The sequence below is a fragment of the Enterobacter sp. QK-SA4 genome (assembly GCF_056856775.1).
This window is the reverse complement of record NZ_JBXFXH010000007.1, coordinates 2,501,017-2,518,859: the sequence shown is the minus strand read 5'-3', so window position 1 is coordinate 2,518,859 and position 17,843 is coordinate 2,501,017. Positions and strand designations below refer to the sequence as shown.

The following is a 17,843-nucleotide window of genomic DNA, read 5'->3' as shown; positions in this document are numbered from 1 at the left end:
CACAAATTAGGGGGCCAGGCTTCTTAAAATCAGTGAAGAGAGTAGCACGGCTGCCGTGGGGGCCATTTCGAGGTTGTACTGCAGCTGAACGGGGTTAATGTAAGGACACATCACCATGTAGACGGCAAATGTGACCTCATCCAGCGGCGTTTTTCTTTCAAACTCGCCGGCCTGCCTGCCTTCGATAATGATGCTCTCGATCAGCTTCATCAGACTTTCACTGTATTTTTGGGTTGACGGCCACTGCTCCTGCGCGGCGACGGCGGCGATGTCGTATAGCTTGCGGTCGTGGAAAAACAGCTCGCTTCCTGCCTCGGTGAGCGCTTTGAAAAGGCGGCGTAATTTTTCGCTTGCTGACGGCGCATCCTCGATGGCGGAAAGCACTGCCGCCATGATCAGCTCCAGGCGGTTAGCGCAGATCACCTCGCCGATAGCCTGTTTGGAATCGAAAAACTTATAGATGTAGGACTTTGAAAAACCAATAGATTTAGCCAGTTCGGCGACGGTGGTTTTTTCATAGCCGTAGTGACCGAAGTGCTCAAAAGCCGCTTCGACGATTTGCTCTCTGACAGCGTGGCCAAGGGGACCACGTGCTGATGGGGGATTCATATTTTTAGTCATTATTTAAGCTTAGCGTGACGGGCTTCGATTAACAACGAGTGACCATTTTGAGATTTGGTTACCGTCATTCATCATGAAACGTTCAGACGGGACGATCAACCAGGTGGGGTAAGTGTATCACTGTTTTTCGTGCACTATGGCATCTATCTGTCTGCGATAAGCGAGCATTTCAGCGCAACTCCCTTGCGCTGAACTGGGCTGTTTTTGCTTAAGCCGAGCGCGGGCGCAATATTTTTTCAACAATAAGCACCAGACGCCTGCGCGTCACGAACCGGTGTAGCTGCCCCAGAAGCCAGTTACCGCATCCGGTAATCAGGTAGCTACGGTTACTCTCCATGGCCTTCAACGCCAGGGTGACCACCTTGTGAGCGGGCATTCGTTTACCTACCGAGGCTTCCTCAGCATTCACCACATCAAAAAAGGCCGTATCCGTTGCGCCGGGGCAAAGCGCCAGGACGCGGATGCCCCTGGAGAGATATTCTCCCCACAGCGCGTTCGAAAACGAGAGCAGAAAGGCTTTGGTTGCGCCATAAATCGCCATATAGGGATCCGGTTGCATCGCGGCCGTTGAGGCAACGTTAATAATCACCCCGGAACCTTGCTGCAGCATTCCCGGCAGCAGGGCGTGAGTCAGCTCCACGGGGGCCATGCAGTTTACGTTAATCTCATCACGCTGCCTGTCGATTGACAGCTTTTCGAATGGCCCGTAGGTGGCGAACCCGGCGCAATTAATCAGAATGTCTGGGACGCGTCTTAAGGTTTCAAGCCGTTCCACAATGTGGGGAATGGCTTCCTGCTTCACTAAATCCTGCACGATAATCGTGATGGAGACGCCGTGCTTTCTGACCAACTCTGCGGCAAGCGCCTGCAGCTTTGGCTCGCTGCGGGCGACGAGGATCAAGGCCACGCCGCGGGCGGCGAGCTGCCGGGCAAAATCACGGCCTATGCCCGAAGATGCTCCGGTAATCAGCGCTGTTTTTCCTGTATAATCAAAAGAATTCATATCTTTAATCCCGTTTCCCTAATGTATTCCGCAAAGGATAAACCGTGCACTTAGGTACACGGTCAAGCGTGATTTTTCCAGGGTGAGGGCGACGCGATGCGAATTGGTGAACTGTGTGCGAAAACGGGATTGTCGAAAGAGACGGTGCGTTACTATGAGCGACAGGGGCTATTAGAGAATATCCCGCAGCCCAATCGCAGCAATAACTACAAAGTTTATTCCGCCGTCGATTTACAGCGTTTAAACATGATCAAGCATGCCAAAATGCTGGGCTTTACCTTAGCCGAAATTGCAGAGGTTTTAGCTGTCTGGGTTGACGACAAATTTACCGCTGAGCAAAAACAGGCTTCTCTGCGCCGCAAGCTGCAGCAGCTTGAAGAGAAAGAAGCGGCGTTAATTGAACTCAGAGCCAGGTTGAAAAACGCCCTAAATAAGGTCGGCCAGCCTTGCGTCGACACGTTTTGATCGCCGGGTGAGAGGAGGCCGCAAAACCGATGCGGCCTTATCTGTCAGGCAGCCAGTTCAGGCATCTGTTCCTTCACGAAATTCAATACGTTCCTCGCGTCGAGAGAGGCATAGGGCAGGCTCTCAATAATGGCGAGTGAACGCGTATTGCCCACCGTTTCTTTTATCTCATCGAGTTTGTACTGAATGTGCGGCGCGATGAGGAAACCATCGAAAGCGGGAGCGACGCTGGCGAAGTTATCCAGCCCAACAGCGCTAATCATCAGCGGATAGCCTTCGCGTTCTGCCAGAGACTGCATCTTTTTGGCGAGAGAGTTTGCGGTATTACCAAACAAACAACAGATCAGAAGCTTTTTCATATTTTGTACCTCCTGAAAACCGCTCACAGAGTAGTCCTGAGGTTGTCAGCGAAATGCGCGCCATCTCTTATTTTGGCGAGAAATTAACCGCAGATGCCTGACGCGATTTAATTTTACTGCTTTTTTAGCCAGTCGAGAAAAAACTGGCTAAAAGCCGTGACCTGAAGCGGCTGCAGTTTGCGCTGGGGGTAAACAAGCTGCAGGCCGACATCTTTGCGATCGTATCGGCTAAAGCCGGTGAAGCTGTCGGCAAACAGTACCGTGAGCCTTCCGGTTTCAACATCGTCTTTGACGTCCCACCACGATTTCCCCGCGATGCCAGCTCCGCTGAGTGCCCACTGGCGAAGTAAAGCCCCGTCGTCGCACACCATGGCTGGCTCTACGCGAACGACGCTTTCCTCGCCATCTTTTTCAAAGCGCCATTCGTTCATCACCACGCCCTGAGACTCAAGCGCCAGGCACCGGTGCTGAGCTAAATCGGCAAACGTGGCGGGGATGCCGCGTTCGTTAAGATACTCCCCGGAGGCGACCAGCACCCGATGGTTCGGGCGGATGTTTCTGACGACAAGGCTGCTGTCCGGCAGGTTGCCAAAACGCACGCTCATATCCAGCCGGTTAGCGACCAGGTCCTCAACGTGTTCTCTTAACGAGATGAAAAATTTAACGTCGGGATGGCGTCGTGAGAATTCCACGACGGCGGGGCTAAGATACTGTCTGCCAAAGTCCGAGGGCGCAGAAAGGCGAATGTTGCCGCTGAGCACGCCTTCCTTTTGCGCCAGTAACGACTCGGCGTGATGCACTTCTTCCAGCACGCGCAGCACGGCATGGTAAAACTCTTCCCCGGCGCGGGTCAGCGCGATCGATCGCGTTGAGCGGTGAAACAGGCGCGTCTGGTAACGCTCCTCAATCGCCTTCAGCCTGGCCGTCATGGTGGCGGGAGAAAGCGACAGGCGTCGCCCGGCGGCAGAAAGACCCCCGGCCTCGGCAACTTCCACCAGTAACGCCATGTCTTCGAGTTTACCCATTATTCATATTTTCCGAAAAGTGCATCTGCTTTTAGCGTAATTATCAAAACCAGATGCCGCCTGTAAAGTGATTTCATCCAAACCATAAGGGATGAAAACATGCAACGTATCTCACTTTTTGAACGCTACAGGCTGGGTCAGCAGGACCTGAAAAACCGTATCGTTATGGCGCCGATGACCCGCGCGCGCTCCCTACAGCCGGGAAATATTCCCTCGGCGCTGATGGCGGAGTATTACCGGCAGCGGGCCAGCGCCGGATTAATTATCACGGAAGCCACCCAGATTTCGCCTCAGGGCCAGGGATACTCATGGACGCCCGGCATCCATTCGCCTGAGCAGGTTTCAGGATGGCAGCTCACCACTGGCGCCGTGCATCAGGCGGGCGGGGTGATTTTTTCGCAGCTCTGGCACGTCGGGCGAATGTCGCACGCCAGCTTTCATCAGGATGGTCAGCCCGTCGCCCCGTCAGCACTGGCGCCGGACGCGCAGGTGTGGGTGGTGAACGAAAAGGGCGAAGGCCAAATGGTTGACTGCCCGCAGCCGAGAACCCTCTCGCGCAAGGACATTCACAGCATCATCGCGGACTATCGTCAGGCGGCACTGAATGCCGTTCAGGCCGGGTTCGACGGCGTGGAGGTTCACGGCGGAAACGGCTATCTGATCGACCAGTTTCTGCGTCAAACCTCCAACAAACGCACGGACGAGTACGGCGGCACGCTGGCGAACCGGATCCGCTTTGCTCAGGAGGTACTAAGCGCCATTGCCGAGGCCATTGGCCGCGAGCGTACGGGCATTCGCCTTTCCCCGTTTATTACCCAGCGCGGGATGAACGATCCGCAGGTGACTGAAGCCATACTCGCTCTCGCGGCCTGGTGTGAACAAAAAGGGATTGCGTTCATCCACCTGGCGGAAGCCGACTGGGACGATGCGCCGCAGGTACCTGAGCAGTTCCGGCAATCGCTTCGCGAGACCTTTAGCGGAACCCTTATCGTCGCGGGGAACTATAACCTTGAAAAAGCGGAAAAGATCCTTGCTTCCGGCTATGCCGATTTGATTGCCTTCGGACGGCCGTTTATTGCCAACCCGGATTTACCCCACCGGCTGAGCGCCCACGCCGCGTCTGTTCATACCTTCGTGCTGGATATCAGCCGTGAGGCAGAGCTTGTCGCACTCGGTGAAACGCTGGGTGAGGTCAATAATATTGTCGTTACGGCGGGTTCACAGGCTCCGGGAGGGCTTCTTTCCGGGCTGGATCTCCGCGCGGCAAGGCTGGCCTTTGATACAAAATTCTGGGGAAGCATCAATGTCGCCCGCTATCTCGGCGGGAACATCGCCCCCCGCGGTACGCTGACGTTCACCAGCGGGTTCGTGGCGCGTCGCACCGTGGCGGGCGCCATTGTTAAAACGACGATGAATGCCGCCATTGAGGCCGCGACAAAAGTGCTGGCGAAAGAGCTTTCACCGCTGCGCGTCAACGTCGTGAGTCCGGGGCTGACCGACACGGAAGCGTACGCGGGCATGGATGCCGCCGCGCGGGAAAAAATGCTCGCTGGCGCGGCGGAAACCCTGCCGGCCAAAGCCTGGGGAAGGGCGGAGGACATCGCTCAAGGGTATCTTTTCGCCATTGATAATCCCTTTGTCACGGGGGCGGTCATTGATATTGAGGGCGGGGCGTTAATTAACTGACCCTCTCTGATTTGAACCGCAGGAAATCGACTGCGGGTAATGTAATACTCTATTGAGAGATATCATGAAATATACGACGTATTTTCATTCGGCTGTAGCGATGGTTATTTTTGCAGGTCTGTCGGGCAATGCGATTTCCTCGCAGGGGGAATGGCTGCAGCCGAAGCAGCTAATTGTGGACAACAGCCTGCCGCAGGCGAAATTAAAGGCGAATGAAGCCGTCGCCAGAGAATATGCTTCATTCTGGAACACGGGTAATGAAACCCTGGCGCGTAATGCCCTGGCGGCAGGCTTTATTGATAAAACGCCTCCGGAAGGGCGTAAGCAGGGGCCGGAAGGCGCTATTTTAGCTTCCCGTGCGTTTCGCGCAGCCGTGCCTGATTTAAGATGTGACGTTGAGCAGATGATTATTTCAGGCGATCGCGTGGTTTCGCATTTACATTTTCACGGCACCTTCACCGGAACCTTTGGCAAGCTGAAAGGACAGGGGCAGAAAATAGATTTCATCGCCACGGATATTTATGAAATTGGTGACGGTAAGATCGTAGCTAACTGGCATATTGAGGACAACCTGACGCTGATGAAACAGCTGGGCGCGCTGTAAGGTCATCACTCCGGGGCGGCCCGGAGTGATGCGAATATCCTATAAGCCAAGATCGCTCAGCGACGGATGATCGTCCGGGCGTCTGCCCAGCGGCCAGTGGAACAGCCGTTCAGAAGCTTTGATCGGCATATCGTTTACGCAGGCAAAGCGGCGCTTCATCAGTCCGTCCGGCTCAAACTCCCAGTTTTCATTGCCGTAAGAGCGGAACCAGTTGCCGGAATCATCATGCCATTCATAGGCATAGCGCACCGCGATCCGGTACTCAGTAAATGCCCAGAGCTCTTTAATCAGACGATAGTCCAGCTCTTTTTTCCATTTCCGCTCCAGAAACGCCTGGGCTTCTTCACGGTTGGTGGCGAACTCTGCGCGGTTACGCCATTGGGTATCCAGCGTATAGGCAAGCGCGACTTTCGCCGGGTCGCGGCTGTTCCAGCCATCTTCTGCCAGTCTGACTTTTTCGATGGCGCTTTCACGTGTGAAGGGCGGTAAAGGAGGACGTGTGTTCATTGCGATTACCTCAGCGTTATATTATGTAGACAGGTCTGTCTACTTGCGCTAATCTATGCCTGTAAAATAACGCTGTCAACATTCTTTTTGAGGCTACCCAAAAGTGAAAACAGAACCCGCAGGCAACGATACAAAAATCAGCGTCAGTGATAAAATATTACTCACGGCGCACGATCTGTTTTATTCCACGGGCTTCAGGGCGACGGGGGTGGATACGCTGATTAAAGCGTCTAAAGTGACCAAGGTGACTTTCTATCGCCATTTTCCGAGTAAGAGCTTGCTTATTCTCGCCTATTTGCGCTATCGGCATGAAATATGGATTAACTGGTTTGAATCCACGCTGCGTCGACATCTCGATGAAGACGAAATACCTGCTGATGCGATATCTGAAACGCTTTACGAATGGTTTATTTCGCCCGAGTTCCACGGCTGTGCGTTTATTAACGCCAGCGCAGAGGCGAAATCGGAAGATATTGAAAGCGAAATAAAAGAGATATGCCGCAGTCATAAGTCAGAAACAAAGAAAATTATTGCCTTGCTGACGAAGAGTGCAGATGAGCGCGTCGTCAATGAAATCATGCTGCTCATTGACGGCGCAATTATTCATGCACAGATGGGCATGGATACGGATGATGTCGTCACTTCGTTGAAGAGGGCATTAGCCGCAGCGTTATCAGTGGGCAAATAATGTTTACACCTGTGACGACTGACAAACGTCCACAACGCAACAACACTTAGCGTTGAATAACCTTCACACCGGGAATGAGCAAATGGCCTATAACCGTACTTTCGCCCTCGATATAAGCTGGAAAACGCTGCTGAAAGACGCGGGGCTTGAGCCAGAACGCATTCTCCGCAGGGCAGGATTACCTGACGATCTCTTTTTGCAAAAAACGCGCGGACTCGATACGGATGAATACATCCGCTTCTGGAACGCGCTGGAGGCCGAAACGAACGATCCCGCCTTTCCCGTACCACTTATTGAATCGATCTCTGCGGATATATTTGATCCGCCACTTTTTGCCGCACTCTGTAGTAGCAATATGATGCAGGCTGTCCAGCGTCTGGCCAGATATAAACAGCTTATTGCCCCCATGGTTCTGGAGACAACGGTCGACCAAAACGGCAACCTTACCGTTTCACCGCGCTGGCTTTTTGCGACGGATCTCCCGGTGTTTCTGCAGGTGGCAGAGTTGGGTTTCCTGCTCAAGCTTCTGCGGCTGGGAAGCCGCGAACGGGTTAACCCCTTACGGATCTGCGTTTCTGCGCTACCCTCAGCGGTTCAGAACAGCCACTTTTCTTGTTTCTTTGGTACTGACGTGCAATACGGAGAACAGCCCGCCATCAGCTTTTCCGCAGCTGATGCGCTTCGGCCCTTTTTAACGGTAAATGAGGGGATGTGGCAGGTATTTGAACCGGAACTGCAGCGTCGTCTCGGTCAGTTAAATGACACGGCCTCGACCGCCGAGCGCGTGCGTTCGGTACTCCTGGAACTTATTCCCGGTAACGAAGCGACAATTGAAAAAGCGGCGGAGCGCCTGGGAATGAGCAAACGCACGCTCCAGCGCAGGCTTGAGCAGGAAGGGGATAATTTTCGTAACCTCGTCAACGCCTGTCGTGAACACCTGGCCCGTCATTATCTTCTCAATACGCGCCTGTCCGGGTATGAGATCGCATTTTTGCTGGGGTTCGAAGATCCTAACTCATTCTATCGCGCATTTATGGCCTGGACGGGCCAGACCCCTGAAGCGGCCAGGATGGCCATGCGTCTTGAGTAAACACAGGCGTATTTATCGCTCTGATGGCGCAATTTGCGAGTCATGTGGCGCGATGCGCTAGTTAACGTTGGGCCGAAGGAGGGCAAACTAACGACAGTCTACTCACCGAGGTATTTATGTTTACTCAGGACAAGAAAACCGCGCTGGTCACCGGTGCATCGTCAGGTATGGGCAAAGTCATCGCCCGTCGTCTTATTCAGGATGGCTATCAGGTTTATGCCGCTGCCCGTAGCGTTGAGAAAATGAACGATCTCGCCCAGCTTGGCGCGCGCCCTCTGCGGATGGATATCTCACGTGATGAAGACATTTTGGCTGCAGTGGATACCATCGTGTCGCAGACGGGTGGGGTTGACGTACTGGTCAACAATGCGGGTTTTGGGCTTTATGGACCGATAGAAGAGATCGGTATTGATGAAGCTCGCTATCAGTTTGAGGTTAACGTGTTTGGCGCAGCCCGCCTTACGCAGCTGCTGCTCCCGGCCATGCGCGCCAGACGCAGTGGCTACATTATCAACATCACTTCGATAGGAGGGAAGATTTACACCCCTCTGGGAGCCTGGTACCACGCAACGAAACATGCGCTCGAAGGATGGTCTGACTGTCTGCGTCTTGAAGTGGCTGAATTTGGCATTAAGGTTGTGATTGTTGAACCGGGTTTAATCGAGACTGGCTTTGGTGATGTGGTCAGCGGCAATTTTGTAAAACGTTCAGCAAGTGGCCCTTACGGTCATCTGGTAGCGAACGTGGCTAACTCGGTCAAAAATGCTTATGGAAATGGCAGAGGCAGCGACCCGAAGGTGATTGCGGACGTGGTTGCCCGCGCCGTTAAAAGCCCGCATCCGCGTACGCGCTATGCAGCCGGCAAGTATGCCAGGATGCTCATCGGCATGCGCGTCTGGTTGGGTGACCGTCTGTTCGATCGCATTATTCTTAGCCAGACCCGATGACCCGAGCGCCGAGGATTAAAAACCCTCGGCTCCGCATGTGCCGCTACACAACGCTGTAAACACCCGCTCCCCAGTACCCCTTACCCGTACGAGTCTGTTCTTTCCAGCCTGATGCGATCAGTTCCTTTGCAATAAACCGGTTGATGAGCCCATGCCCCATGAGCAAGACGGGGCCATCGGAGCCCTTAGCCGCCGTCACGAGGATCTCAGCCGCCTTAGCGGCACGTTTTTTTACGACGCTTACGCACTCTGCTTCGCCAGACAGGCCGCAGAGCCAAAGAACGCGAAACAGCGCCGCCCAGTAAAAAGGTGATAACCGTAACCCTGGGATACGAAATACCGGCAGTTCCGCTTCCCGAAAAACCTCATCAATTAAGCCCGGTTCACACCCCAGCGTTCTCAACGATGAGAGGGCTCGCGGGAGAGGGCTGCTGAGAAACGTGAGCGCGCGGTACGCGAGGATTTGAGCCATTTCAAAAGGTCTATCGCTGCCCGTTGAAGAGCGGTTATAGCTCTCGATCCACTCCGCCATTTCCCTGCACGACACTTTTGGCTCACCTCTGTGCTGAGGTTCTCCATGCCGCATCAAAATAATTTCCATATGTTTTTTATCACCCATCATCCCTTCATCAGAGGCAGAGTAGCGCGATCGGATGAGGTTTTTCACCCACCCGTTTTGGTGTGTCTGAACCTGGGGCGGACTTAACAGACTTATCAGTCTGTGAAATATTTTCATGCGCGCGTATTCTGTGGGAATGCGCTGAGCATAACCATTTAGGCTAAAGGAAACGAAAAATGAGAACACAGAAGCGATGCCTTGGCTGCGTGGCTATTGTGGTTGATGACTACGATCGTGCCATTGAATACTACACGGATAAGCTGGGTTTTACCCTTGTAGAAGATACGCCTCAACCGGGTAAACGCTGGGTGGTCGTCTCACCCAACCCGGAAAGCGACTGCAATATTTTGCTGGCTCGCGCCTCTAACGAGAGGCAGGAAAGCTTTATCGGCAATCAATGCGGCGGCAGAGTTTTCCTCTTCCTTCAGACGGACGATTTTTGGCGCGATTACCGTGCCATGAAAGACAAAGGCGTTCATTTCTGCGAAGAACCTCGTGAGGAAGAGTACGGTACGGTGGTGGTGTTTGAAGATATTTATGGCAACCGCTGGGACCTCTTTCAACATGCCCAACGCGGGTGATTACCAGGGAGACTTTCCATGACTCTTCGAATTCGCCAGGCCTCCGGGGCCGATTCAACGCTTTTAAGCGAGCTGGGATACCGAATCTATCCCGCCCATTTTCAGCATCTGTGGGTGTCAGACGCAGAGATGAAGGATTTTCTCGACGGCGAATACGCGCTTTCCGTACTTGAACAGAGTCTGAAAGAGAACGCTGTTTCCTGGTATGTTGCCGAGACCGATCGGCCAGTGGGATTCATGAAAGTGACCTGGGAAGCCCTGCTCCCGGAAACGGACAAGAAGGGGGTTCTCCTCAACAAGCTCTACCTCGATCCCGCCGAGACCGGCAAGAACTATGGCCAGGTGATGTTCAACAGCATCACCGACATGGCCCGGAGCAGGGGGAAAGACTATCTCTGGCTGGAAGTGCTTGAGCAGAATGCGGGAGCGTACCGGTTCTACCAGAAGCAGGGCATGCTCTGCGTTAATAACGTCCTTTTCGAAACCGCTTCACAGCAGAGCATTCTCAGAATTATGGGGATGTCTCTTTAGGGCGAGAGCTTTCGTCGCGTTGTGCCAGCGATAGCGCGCTGGCGCTGGCGGGATCGAACAGCGAGAGGCTCTCAATCTGATTGAGTAAAATCACCTTCCGGAATGACATGGCGCTGCGGGGTTCGGAGTCGAGCGTGATGTCATGCTCCGCATACCACCTGCTGTAGTTATTCTCGATGCGAAAGTTCATCGTCTTCGCGTCTCTGTACCCGCTTAACATCGGGATCAGCACGATATTGGCCGTTTTTTCATATTCCAGCGTCGCGGTGTGGATCATGCCGACGTAAATCCTCCTCGACCGCAGCGTGACCTGCGCCAGTTCGCCTTGCTCCATACACTGATACAGCAGCTGTTCAATACCGCTCGACTGCGCCAGACGTTTGTAGAGCTTTTTCCGGCTTTCGCCGTCCAGCCTGGCGCTGCCTGCCCAGTTAGAGCGGTAGAGGCAAAACAGGATGGCAAACGCCAGCATCACGACCACCGGCGCCTGAATGCCTAAAAAGCTCCAGTTCATAAAGTCGATTTGCCAGTCGGTATATTTCGGAGAGGCAAAGTGAAAAGCGTTGTTGGCCGCAGAAAGGGCGAGCAGGAGCAACCAGAGCAGACCGGTGGCAATCACGCCCTGCAGAACAAAAATACAGCCGTACAGCGCCACAAGAAAATAGACGTCCCAGCCAAAGGAGCGCTTGATTTTAAAGCGGGTCGACAGGTCGCGGCTGGTGTACCAGTACCCGCATACCATCAGCACCATAAATATCGCCGTTCCCATATCAGGCCCTCTTCAGCATGTTGACGTGACGCAGAAAATCCTGCCGCACCTCGTTGCTTTTGTAGTTCACCGAGGCGTTCCCGTCCTGGTCGATAATGATGCGATCGCCATCTTCGACGGCTTCAATGATTTCCTGCTGGCTCATCACCTGCAGTAAGGATTCCGGGCTGGAGAAAAGGGAGAGAAAGAAACGTTTCATGCGGGCATCCTTATGAATAAAAAGGATAAGCCTGGAAGAAGACCGGCGAGTTTGCCTTAAGGATATCCTGAAAGTTAAAGCCGGGTGGCGGTTACGCCTTACCCGGTCTACAGAATTCACTCTTTTGTATGTTTTTAAATCATTGATATATATCTAAAATAAAAAATAAATCACCACAAACTTGGACAAATAACATTAATTGTGTAAGTTTTAATTATGCGATTACGCCACGTTGTTTACAGCCAGGATGTGACCCATGAGCACTTTGCCCTCTGTCGTGAGTCGGTTTGTTGAGTACTACGCCGCACTGGATAGCCAGCCGCCGTCCGCGCTGGTGGGGCTTTACCATTCGAATGCCACGCTTATCGATCCGTTTGGCGAGCATGACGGGATTTTCGCGCTTCAGCGCTATTTCACCCATCTGCTGGCCAACGTCGAGCATTGCCGTTTTACCATCGATACGCCGCTGTGCAGCGGGAACCGGTTTGCTGTGACCTGGGTAATGCACTGGTCGCATCCGCGCATTGCCGGGGGAGAGCCGCTCGAACTGCCGGGATGCTCGGTGGTGGACACGGAAAACGATCTCATCACGCGTCAGCGGGACTATTACGATGCGGGAGAGATGATCTACGAACATCTTCCTCTGCTTGGCTGGGCGGTACGCGGTGTGAAGCGGAGGGTCAAATCATGAAGACGGTGCTGATTACCGGTGCAAGCTCGGGAATTGGCGCCGGGCTGGCGAAATCCTTTGCCGCTGACGGCTACCATGTGATTGCCTGTGGTCGCGATCCGGCGCGCCTCGACGCGCTGCGCCAGATCTGCCCCAATCTCACCGTTCGCCTGTTCGATATGACCGACAGGGACGCCTGCCGCCAGGCGCTGACCGGCTGCTATGCCGATCTGATTATTCTCTGCGCCGGCACCTGCGAATATCTCGATGGGGGCGTGGTGGATGCGGCGCTGGTGGAGCGGGTTATGGCGACAAATTTCCTCGGCCCGGTGAACTGTCTTGACGCGCTGCAGCCCCAGCTGACTGCTGGCAACCGCGTGGTGCTGGTGAGTTCCATGGCCCACTGGCTGCCTTTTCCACGGGCAGAGGCATACGGCGCGTCCAAAGCGGCCCTGAGCTGGTTCGCCGAGAGTCTGCGCCTGGACTGGGAGCCCAAAGGTATTGCCGTCACGGTGGTTTCTCCCGGCTTTGTTGATACGCCGCTGACGCGCAAAAACGATTTTGCCATGCCGGGCAGGGTGAGCGTTGACGAGGCGGTCAAGGCGATCCGTACCGGACTGGCGGCAGAGAAAATGCATATCGCGTTCCCCGCCGGGTTCGGCTTTATTTTGCGTGCGCTCTCCGGGTTACCGGCATTTCTTCAGCGCGCGCTGCTGCGCAGGATGGTGCGTTCATGAACATCGCAATTATCGGCAGCGGCATCGCCGGGCTAACCTGCGCCTGGCGCCTGGCCGGGCACCATCAGGTGACCCTGTTTGAAGCGGGCGCCACGCCCGGCGGCCATACCGCAACGGTTGACGTCTCAACGCCACAGGGTACATACGCGATTGATACCGGGTTTATCGTCTACAACGATCGCACCTATCCGCGCTTTATGGGTCTGCTCAGCGAGCTGGGCATCAGCGGGCAAAAAACGCAGATGAGCTTTTCGGTGCACAACCCGGCGACGGGGCTGGAGTACAACGGTCACACCCTGACGTCGCTGTTTGCCCAGCGCCGAAACCTGGTGAATCCGGCATTCTGGCGGCTGCTGGGCGAGATCGTACGCTTTAACCGCCTGGCAAAACAGGCGCTGGACGGGGAGGTGGATCCGAACGCCACGCTGCAAACGTTTCTGGAACAGCACGGCTTCACGCCGTTTTTTGCGCGCCACTATATTCTGCCGATGGGGGCCGCCATCTGGTCCTCGTCGCTGCAGGAGATGAAACGTTTCCCGCTGCCGCTTTTCTTACGTTTCTTCCAGAACCACGGGCTGCTGGATATCACCCATCGCCCGCAGTGGTACGTGGTGCCGGGCGGTTCGCGGGAGTATATCCGCGCCATGCTCGACAAGCTGGGCGACCGTCTGAATCTGCATCTCAATTCACCGGTGCAGCGGGTGAGCCGCCACGAGCACGGGGTTACGCTTCAGCTTGAAAACGGCAGCCATACCTTCGATCGGGTGATTTTTGCCTGCCACTCCGCCAGCGCTCTGGCGATGCTTGATGACCCGACGCCCGCAGAGCGCGAGGTGCTGGGCGATATCGGCTGGCAGCGCAACGAGGTCGTTTTACACAGCGATCCGCGCTGGCTGCCGGTGCGGCAGCGCGCGTGGGCCAGCTGGAACTACCGCCTGAGCGCGGAGGAACAGGCCAGCGCCTGCGTCACCTACAACATGAACATCCTGCAGGGGCTGCCTGCGGGCAGTCCGCTGTTCTGCGTTACCCTCAACCCGGACGCGCCTGTAGATGAACGCTTCGTTGTGCAACGCTTTGTCTATGAACATCCGCTGTTTAACCCGCAAAGCTGGCGGGCGCAGGCGCGGCGCGGCGAGATCAACGGTCACAACCGGAGCTGGTACTGCGGGGCTTACTGGTACAATGGTTTTCATGAAGATGGCGTGCGCAGCGCGCTGGACGTGGTCAACGCGATAGCGGCCGGAGAGGGGAACTGAGATGAACAGCTGCCTCTACCACGGCGTGTTACGCCACCGCCGCCTTCAGCCGAAAACCCACGAATTCAGTTACAGCGTCTTTATGGCCTGGCTGGATCTCGATGAACTGCCGCAGCTCTCGTCCGTCGGCGTGCGGCGCAATCGCTTTGCCGCCGCTTCGTTTCACGATGCGGACTACCCGCTCGGTACGCCGCTCAAAGAAAACGTGCTGAGCAGGCTGGAGAGCCTGATCGGGGAACGTCCGGACGGGCGGATCATGCTCCTGACGCAGCTGCGCTATTTCGGCTTTCATTTCAATCCGGTCAACTTTTACTACTGCTACGACGGGAAGGAGACGCTGCGCTGGGTGCTGGCGGAGGTTCGCAACACGCCGTGGAATGAACGTCATTACTATGCCGTTAACGGACAGGATGCGCAGCCGACGGAAAAAGCGTTTCACGTATCCCCCTTTAACCCGATGGACATGATCTACCACTGGCGCTTTAACGACCCGGACAACACGCTACATATGCACATTGAAAATCATCAGGAAGCGAAGGTCTTTGACGCCACGCTGGCCCTGCGCCGGGAGCCTTTGACGCGCCCGGCGCTGCGTTCGCTTTTGGTTCGCGTCCCGCTTATGACCCTGAAAACTGTTTTTGCCATTTACTGGCAGGCGCTGCGCCTGTGGCTCAAGCGCGTGCCGCTGTATAACCATCCCGTCAGCAGGAGTGAACGCTCATGACCGATCCCGTCTTTGCGTTAGAACCCGATATCCCGCGCAACGTCCGCGTCGCGCGCTGGCTGCTGTTTCGTCTGCTAAGCGGCATTCGCGGCGGCTCGCTCACCCTGCGTGAAGGGGCGCAGACCTTCCATTTTGGTGAGTCATCCTCCGCGCTGCATGCGGATGTGCAAATTCTTTCTCCCGGCGTCTACTGGCGCGTGTTAACGGGCGGGAGCCTTGCTGCGGCAGAGGCCTGGATGGATGGCGAATGGGAAACCGCGAACCTGACGCCGCTTCTGGAGCTGCTCGCGCTCAACGGCGAGGTGCTTGGTCGTCTGGAAAACGGCTTCCGTCTGCTCGGCAGGCCGCTGGAGCGGATACGTCACTGGACGCGGCGTAACTCCCGCGCGCAGGCGCGCGAAAATATTGCCGCCCATTACGATCTGGGCAATACCTTTTATGCCCATTTTCTGGATCAAGAGCTGCTCTATTCCAGCGCGCTGTTTACGGCTGACGAGCAGGATCTCACGGCGGCTCAGCGGGCCAAAATGGCGCGCCTGTGTGACCAGCTGGCGCTAAACCCGGGTGACCACCTGCTGGAAATTGGCACCGGCTGGGGCGCGATGGCGGAATACGCGGCCCGTCATTACGGCTGTCGGGTGACCACCACCACGCTGTCGCAGGAGCAATATAGCTGGGCGACCGAGCGGATCGCCCGCGCCGGGTTGCAGGATCGCGTTGAGGTACTGCTCTGCGACTATCGCGACCTCACCGGACAGTACGACAAGCTGGTCTCAATAGAGATGATTGAAGCCGTCGGGCAACGCTATCTGCCCACGTTCTTCCGGACCTGTCAGGCGCGGCTGCGCCCCGGAGGGCGGATGGCGATTCAGGCCATTACCATTCAGGACCAGCGCTATCGCGACTACAGCAAAAGCGTCGATTTTATCCAGCGCTACATTTTTCCCGGCGGCTTCCTGCCGAGCATTACCGCGATGAACGAGCTGATGACGCGCCACACCGATTTCGTGGTGCGCAATCTCTTCGACATGGGGCCGGACTACGCCCGCACGCTGGCCCACTGGCGGCAGCGCTTTGTCCACGCCTGGCAGGAGATTGAAAAGCTCGGCTTCGATGAACGTTTCCGCCGCATGTGGCTGTACTATTTTGGCTACTGCGAAGCCGGGTTTAACGCCCGCACCATCAGCGTGGTGCAGCTGACCGCCGAGCGCGTATGAGACGTCATATTCAGGTCTTCCTGCTGGCCGTCGCGTTCGATCTCTACTGGGCGCTGGTGGTGCTCTTTCGCGAACAGGGCCTGATTATCTGGATCGCTCTGGCGATCCTGGCGTGCCTGCTGTTGCCGCCTGTATACCGTTTTTACGCCATTGGTCTGGCGGCGGCGGGCAGCCTGCTGGATACGCTCTGGGCGCTGACGGGGCTGATTGCCTTCACGAGCAACTCCCTGATGCCGCTCTGGATGGTGGCACTGTGGCTGATGTTCGCCACCGTCTGGACGCAGCTGACGCGCACCACCACGCTACCCGGCTGGCTGCTGACCCTGCTGGCCGCCGTGGGCGGGCCGGTGGCGTACCTGATTGGCGAGCGGCTGGGAGCCATCACATTTCTGGAGCCGACCTTTATCGTCGTGAGCTGGATGGCGCCGGGCTGGCTGGTGTTGATGCTGTTTTTCCACCTGCTGATGGGGAGACAAAAATGAGATCTATGGTTTTGCTGCTTTGGCTGACGCTGGTTGTTCCGGTTGCCCAGGCCGCCGACTGGCTTGCCTGGCGTAAGGTGGGCGACGCCACGCTCACCTGGGGTCCGTTCACGGTCTATACCTCTCAGCTGCGCACCCCGGACGGGCGTTACGGTCGGGATAATCAGGATCAGGCGCTGATTATTACCTATGCGCGGGACATCGATCGCGATGATCTGGTTGAGGCGACCCGCGACCAGTGGCAGGCGCAGGGGATTCTGCAGCGGGAACCCCGAAGCGAAGCCTGGCTGCGGATGCTCCAGTCCCTTTGGCCGGATGTCCGCCCGGGCTCACAGCTGGCGTTTGTCCTCAACGATAAGCAGGGACAGTTCTGGTATCGCGCGTCAGCGGCGCAAACATCTTTTATTCCACTCGGACCACCCCAGTCAGAAGCGTTCAGCACCCGTTTTCTGGCCATCTGGCTCGATCCCCGCACGCAATATCCTGAGCTGCGTCAGCAGTTAATCGGAGGCCAAAAATGAAACGTATCCTGATGATGGCGCTGGCATTCACGATGCTGCTGGCGGGCTGTAGCACTGAAGTGGCCGAGTATCGCCAGCAGGAGCCGCGGCTTGATATCTTCCACTACTTCCAGGGCAAAACCGAAGCGTGGGGGATGGTGCAGGATCGCAGCGGCAAGCAGATCCGCCGCTTTCACGTTGAGATTGCCGGGGACGTTATCGGCGATACGCTGACGCTCAACGAGCACTTCGTTTACGACGACGGCGAGAAGCAGCAGCGGGTCTGGCATATTCGCCGCGTGGGGAACGATCGCTACGAGGGTACGGCAGGGGATATTGAAGGGGTTGCCACGGGACAGTCCGCAGGCAACGCCTTTAACTGGCATTACAGCATGAACGTGAAGGCCAACGGCAGCACCTGGCTACTGAACTTCGACGACTGGATGTACCTGCAGGATGAGACGCATCTGTTTAATAAAACCGAGATGAAGAAGCTGGGCGTCACCGTCGCCACGGTGACGCTGTTCTTTACCCGTAAAGAGTGATGATGTTAGCAGTGAACT

Annotated in this window: 24 protein-coding genes; 16 read left to right on the top strand and 8 right to left on the bottom strand. The window is 55.8% G+C overall.

Features of this window, described 5'->3' with window-relative positions; all coding sequences use genetic code 11:
• Positions 1-6: 6 nt before the first annotated feature.
• Together AC1VYI_RS13500 and AC1VYI_RS13495 are read right to left on the bottom strand one after the other, a co-directional pair.
• A complete protein-coding gene (locus AC1VYI_RS13500) occupies positions 7-621 on the bottom strand; it encodes a TetR/AcrR family transcriptional regulator (RefSeq protein ID WP_482881742.1) in 615 nt (204 codons plus the stop codon).
• Positions 622-829: 208 nt separating this feature from the next.
• A complete protein-coding gene (locus tag AC1VYI_RS13495) occupies positions 830-1,624 on the bottom strand; it encodes an SDR family NAD(P)-dependent oxidoreductase (RefSeq protein WP_226483766.1) in 795 nt (264 codons plus the stop codon).
• Positions 1,625-1,720: 96 nt separating this feature from the next.
• Between AC1VYI_RS13495 and AC1VYI_RS13490 the strand changes: the two genes are divergently transcribed.
• Positions 1,721-2,089, top strand: a complete 369-nt coding sequence (locus AC1VYI_RS13490) for a MerR family transcriptional regulator (RefSeq protein ID WP_023311602.1) — start codon at positions 1,721-1,723, stop codon at positions 2,087-2,089.
• A gap of 44 nt (positions 2,090-2,133) precedes the next feature.
• Here AC1VYI_RS13490 and AC1VYI_RS13485 read toward each other — a convergent pair whose 3' ends face one another.
• Both AC1VYI_RS13485 and AC1VYI_RS13480 read right to left on the bottom strand, forming a co-directional pair.
• Positions 2,134-2,448: a PTS sugar transporter subunit IIB gene (locus AC1VYI_RS13485; protein ID WP_134866328.1), complete on the bottom strand. Its 315-nt coding sequence runs from the start codon at positions 2,446-2,448 to the stop codon at positions 2,134-2,136.
• A 113-nt stretch (positions 2,449-2,561) separates the two neighbouring features.
• Positions 2,562-3,473, bottom strand: coding sequence for a LysR family transcriptional regulator (locus tag AC1VYI_RS13480; protein WP_134866326.1), 912 nt, complete (start codon positions 3,471-3,473; stop codon positions 2,562-2,564).
• 99 nt (positions 3,474-3,572) lie between these two features.
• Here AC1VYI_RS13480 and AC1VYI_RS13475 point away from each other — a divergent pair, with 99 nt between their 5' ends.
• Together AC1VYI_RS13475 and AC1VYI_RS13470 are read left to right on the top strand one after the other, a co-directional pair.
• Positions 3,573-5,159, top strand: coding sequence for an SDR family oxidoreductase (locus AC1VYI_RS13475; RefSeq protein ID WP_134866324.1), 1,587 nt, complete (start codon positions 3,573-3,575; stop codon positions 5,157-5,159).
• A gap of 64 nt (positions 5,160-5,223) precedes the next feature.
• Complete coding sequence (locus AC1VYI_RS13470; protein WP_063408877.1) at positions 5,224-5,763, top strand: ester cyclase; 540 nt, start codon at positions 5,224-5,226, stop codon at positions 5,761-5,763.
• Positions 5,764-5,802: 39 nt separating this feature from the next.
• Here AC1VYI_RS13470 and AC1VYI_RS13465 read toward each other — a convergent pair whose 3' ends face one another.
• A complete protein-coding gene (locus tag AC1VYI_RS13465) occupies positions 5,803-6,270 on the bottom strand; it encodes a nuclear transport factor 2 family protein (RefSeq protein ID WP_134866322.1) in 468 nt (155 codons plus the stop codon).
• A gap of 103 nt (positions 6,271-6,373) precedes the next feature.
• Between AC1VYI_RS13465 and AC1VYI_RS13460 the strand changes: the two genes are divergently transcribed.
• The 3 genes from AC1VYI_RS13460 (at position 6,374) to AC1VYI_RS13450 (ending at position 8,995) form a co-directional block, all read left to right on the top strand.
• On the top strand, positions 6,374-6,958 hold the full coding sequence (locus tag AC1VYI_RS13460) for a TetR/AcrR family transcriptional regulator (protein ID WP_134866320.1): 585 nt from the start codon (positions 6,374-6,376) through the stop codon (positions 6,956-6,958).
• An 82-nt stretch (positions 6,959-7,040) separates the two neighbouring features.
• Positions 7,041-8,048 (top strand): AraC family transcriptional regulator, encoded by a 1,008-nt coding sequence (locus AC1VYI_RS13455; protein WP_134866317.1) that lies wholly within the window; start codon positions 7,041-7,043, stop codon positions 8,046-8,048.
• A 116-nt stretch (positions 8,049-8,164) separates the two neighbouring features.
• Entirely contained in the window at positions 8,165-8,995 is an 831-nt protein-coding gene (locus AC1VYI_RS13450) for an oxidoreductase (RefSeq protein WP_063439959.1), read from the top strand.
• Between the two features lie 43 nt (positions 8,996-9,038).
• Here AC1VYI_RS13450 and AC1VYI_RS13445 read toward each other — a convergent pair whose 3' ends face one another.
• Positions 9,039-9,581: a histidine phosphatase family protein gene (locus AC1VYI_RS13445; RefSeq protein ID WP_134867378.1), complete on the bottom strand. Its 543-nt coding sequence runs from the start codon at positions 9,579-9,581 to the stop codon at positions 9,039-9,041.
• Between the two features lie 209 nt (positions 9,582-9,790).
• On the opposite strand from AC1VYI_RS13445, the gene AC1VYI_RS13440 reads away from it, so the two are divergent.
• Both AC1VYI_RS13440 and AC1VYI_RS13435 read left to right on the top strand, forming a co-directional pair.
• Entirely contained in the window at positions 9,791-10,195 is a 405-nt protein-coding gene (locus tag AC1VYI_RS13440) for a VOC family protein (protein ID WP_063408880.1), read from the top strand.
• A gap of 18 nt (positions 10,196-10,213) precedes the next feature.
• The gene (locus AC1VYI_RS13435; RefSeq protein WP_045399086.1) at positions 10,214-10,726 is read left to right on the top strand and encodes a GNAT family N-acetyltransferase; all 513 of its coding nucleotides are present in this window, start codon (positions 10,214-10,216) and stop codon (positions 10,724-10,726) included.
• Here the strand turns inward: AC1VYI_RS13435 and AC1VYI_RS13430 are convergent.
• Complete coding sequence (locus tag AC1VYI_RS13430) at positions 10,707-11,495, bottom strand: hypothetical protein (protein WP_126328463.1); 789 nt, start codon at positions 11,493-11,495, stop codon at positions 10,707-10,709. The two genes, AC1VYI_RS13435 and AC1VYI_RS13430, sit on opposite strands and share 20 nt — an antisense overlap.
• 1 nt (position 11,496) lies before the next feature.
• Positions 11,497-11,694 (bottom strand): hypothetical protein, encoded by a 198-nt coding sequence (locus AC1VYI_RS13425; protein ID WP_023311615.1) that lies wholly within the window; start codon positions 11,692-11,694, stop codon positions 11,497-11,499.
• 256 nt (positions 11,695-11,950) lie between these two features.
• Between AC1VYI_RS13425 and AC1VYI_RS13420 the strand changes: the two genes are divergently transcribed.
• From AC1VYI_RS13420 to AC1VYI_RS13385, 8 genes are read left to right on the top strand one after another with little or no spacing between them, the layout of a single operon-like run.
• The gene (locus tag AC1VYI_RS13420) at positions 11,951-12,385 is read left to right on the top strand and encodes a nuclear transport factor 2 family protein (protein ID WP_063408882.1); all 435 of its coding nucleotides are present in this window, start codon (positions 11,951-11,953) and stop codon (positions 12,383-12,385) included.
• Positions 12,382-13,101 carry an SDR family NAD(P)-dependent oxidoreductase gene (locus tag AC1VYI_RS13415; RefSeq protein ID WP_059445557.1) on the top strand — a complete coding sequence of 240 codons (720 nt, stop codon included), beginning with the start codon at positions 12,382-12,384 and terminating at the stop codon, positions 13,099-13,101. The genes AC1VYI_RS13420 and AC1VYI_RS13415 overlap by 4 nt, the downstream gene beginning before the upstream one ends.
• Positions 13,098-14,357, top strand: coding sequence for an NAD(P)/FAD-dependent oxidoreductase (locus AC1VYI_RS13410; protein WP_059445556.1), 1,260 nt, complete (start codon positions 13,098-13,100; stop codon positions 14,355-14,357). Before AC1VYI_RS13415 ends, AC1VYI_RS13410 begins: the two co-directional genes overlap by 4 nt.
• 1 nt (position 14,358) lies before the next feature.
• Positions 14,359-15,081, top strand: coding sequence for a DUF1365 domain-containing protein (locus AC1VYI_RS13405; protein ID WP_134866315.1), 723 nt, complete (start codon positions 14,359-14,361; stop codon positions 15,079-15,081).
• Positions 15,078-16,298 carry an SAM-dependent methyltransferase gene (locus tag AC1VYI_RS13400; RefSeq protein ID WP_134866313.1) on the top strand — a complete coding sequence of 407 codons (1,221 nt, stop codon included), beginning with the start codon at positions 15,078-15,080 and terminating at the stop codon, positions 16,296-16,298. Before AC1VYI_RS13405 ends, AC1VYI_RS13400 begins: the two co-directional genes overlap by 4 nt.
• Positions 16,295-16,780, top strand: coding sequence for a DUF2878 domain-containing protein (locus AC1VYI_RS13395; protein WP_059445553.1), 486 nt, complete (start codon positions 16,295-16,297; stop codon positions 16,778-16,780). Before AC1VYI_RS13400 ends, AC1VYI_RS13395 begins: the two co-directional genes overlap by 4 nt.
• Positions 16,777-17,301: a hypothetical protein gene (locus tag AC1VYI_RS13390; RefSeq protein WP_134866311.1), complete on the top strand. Its 525-nt coding sequence runs from the start codon at positions 16,777-16,779 to the stop codon at positions 17,299-17,301. The genes AC1VYI_RS13395 and AC1VYI_RS13390 overlap by 4 nt, the downstream gene beginning before the upstream one ends.
• Positions 17,298-17,825 carry a DUF3833 domain-containing protein gene (locus tag AC1VYI_RS13385; RefSeq protein WP_063408889.1) on the top strand — a complete coding sequence of 176 codons (528 nt, stop codon included), beginning with the start codon at positions 17,298-17,300 and terminating at the stop codon, positions 17,823-17,825. Before AC1VYI_RS13390 ends, AC1VYI_RS13385 begins: the two co-directional genes overlap by 4 nt.
• Positions 17,826-17,843 lie beyond the last annotated feature (18 nt).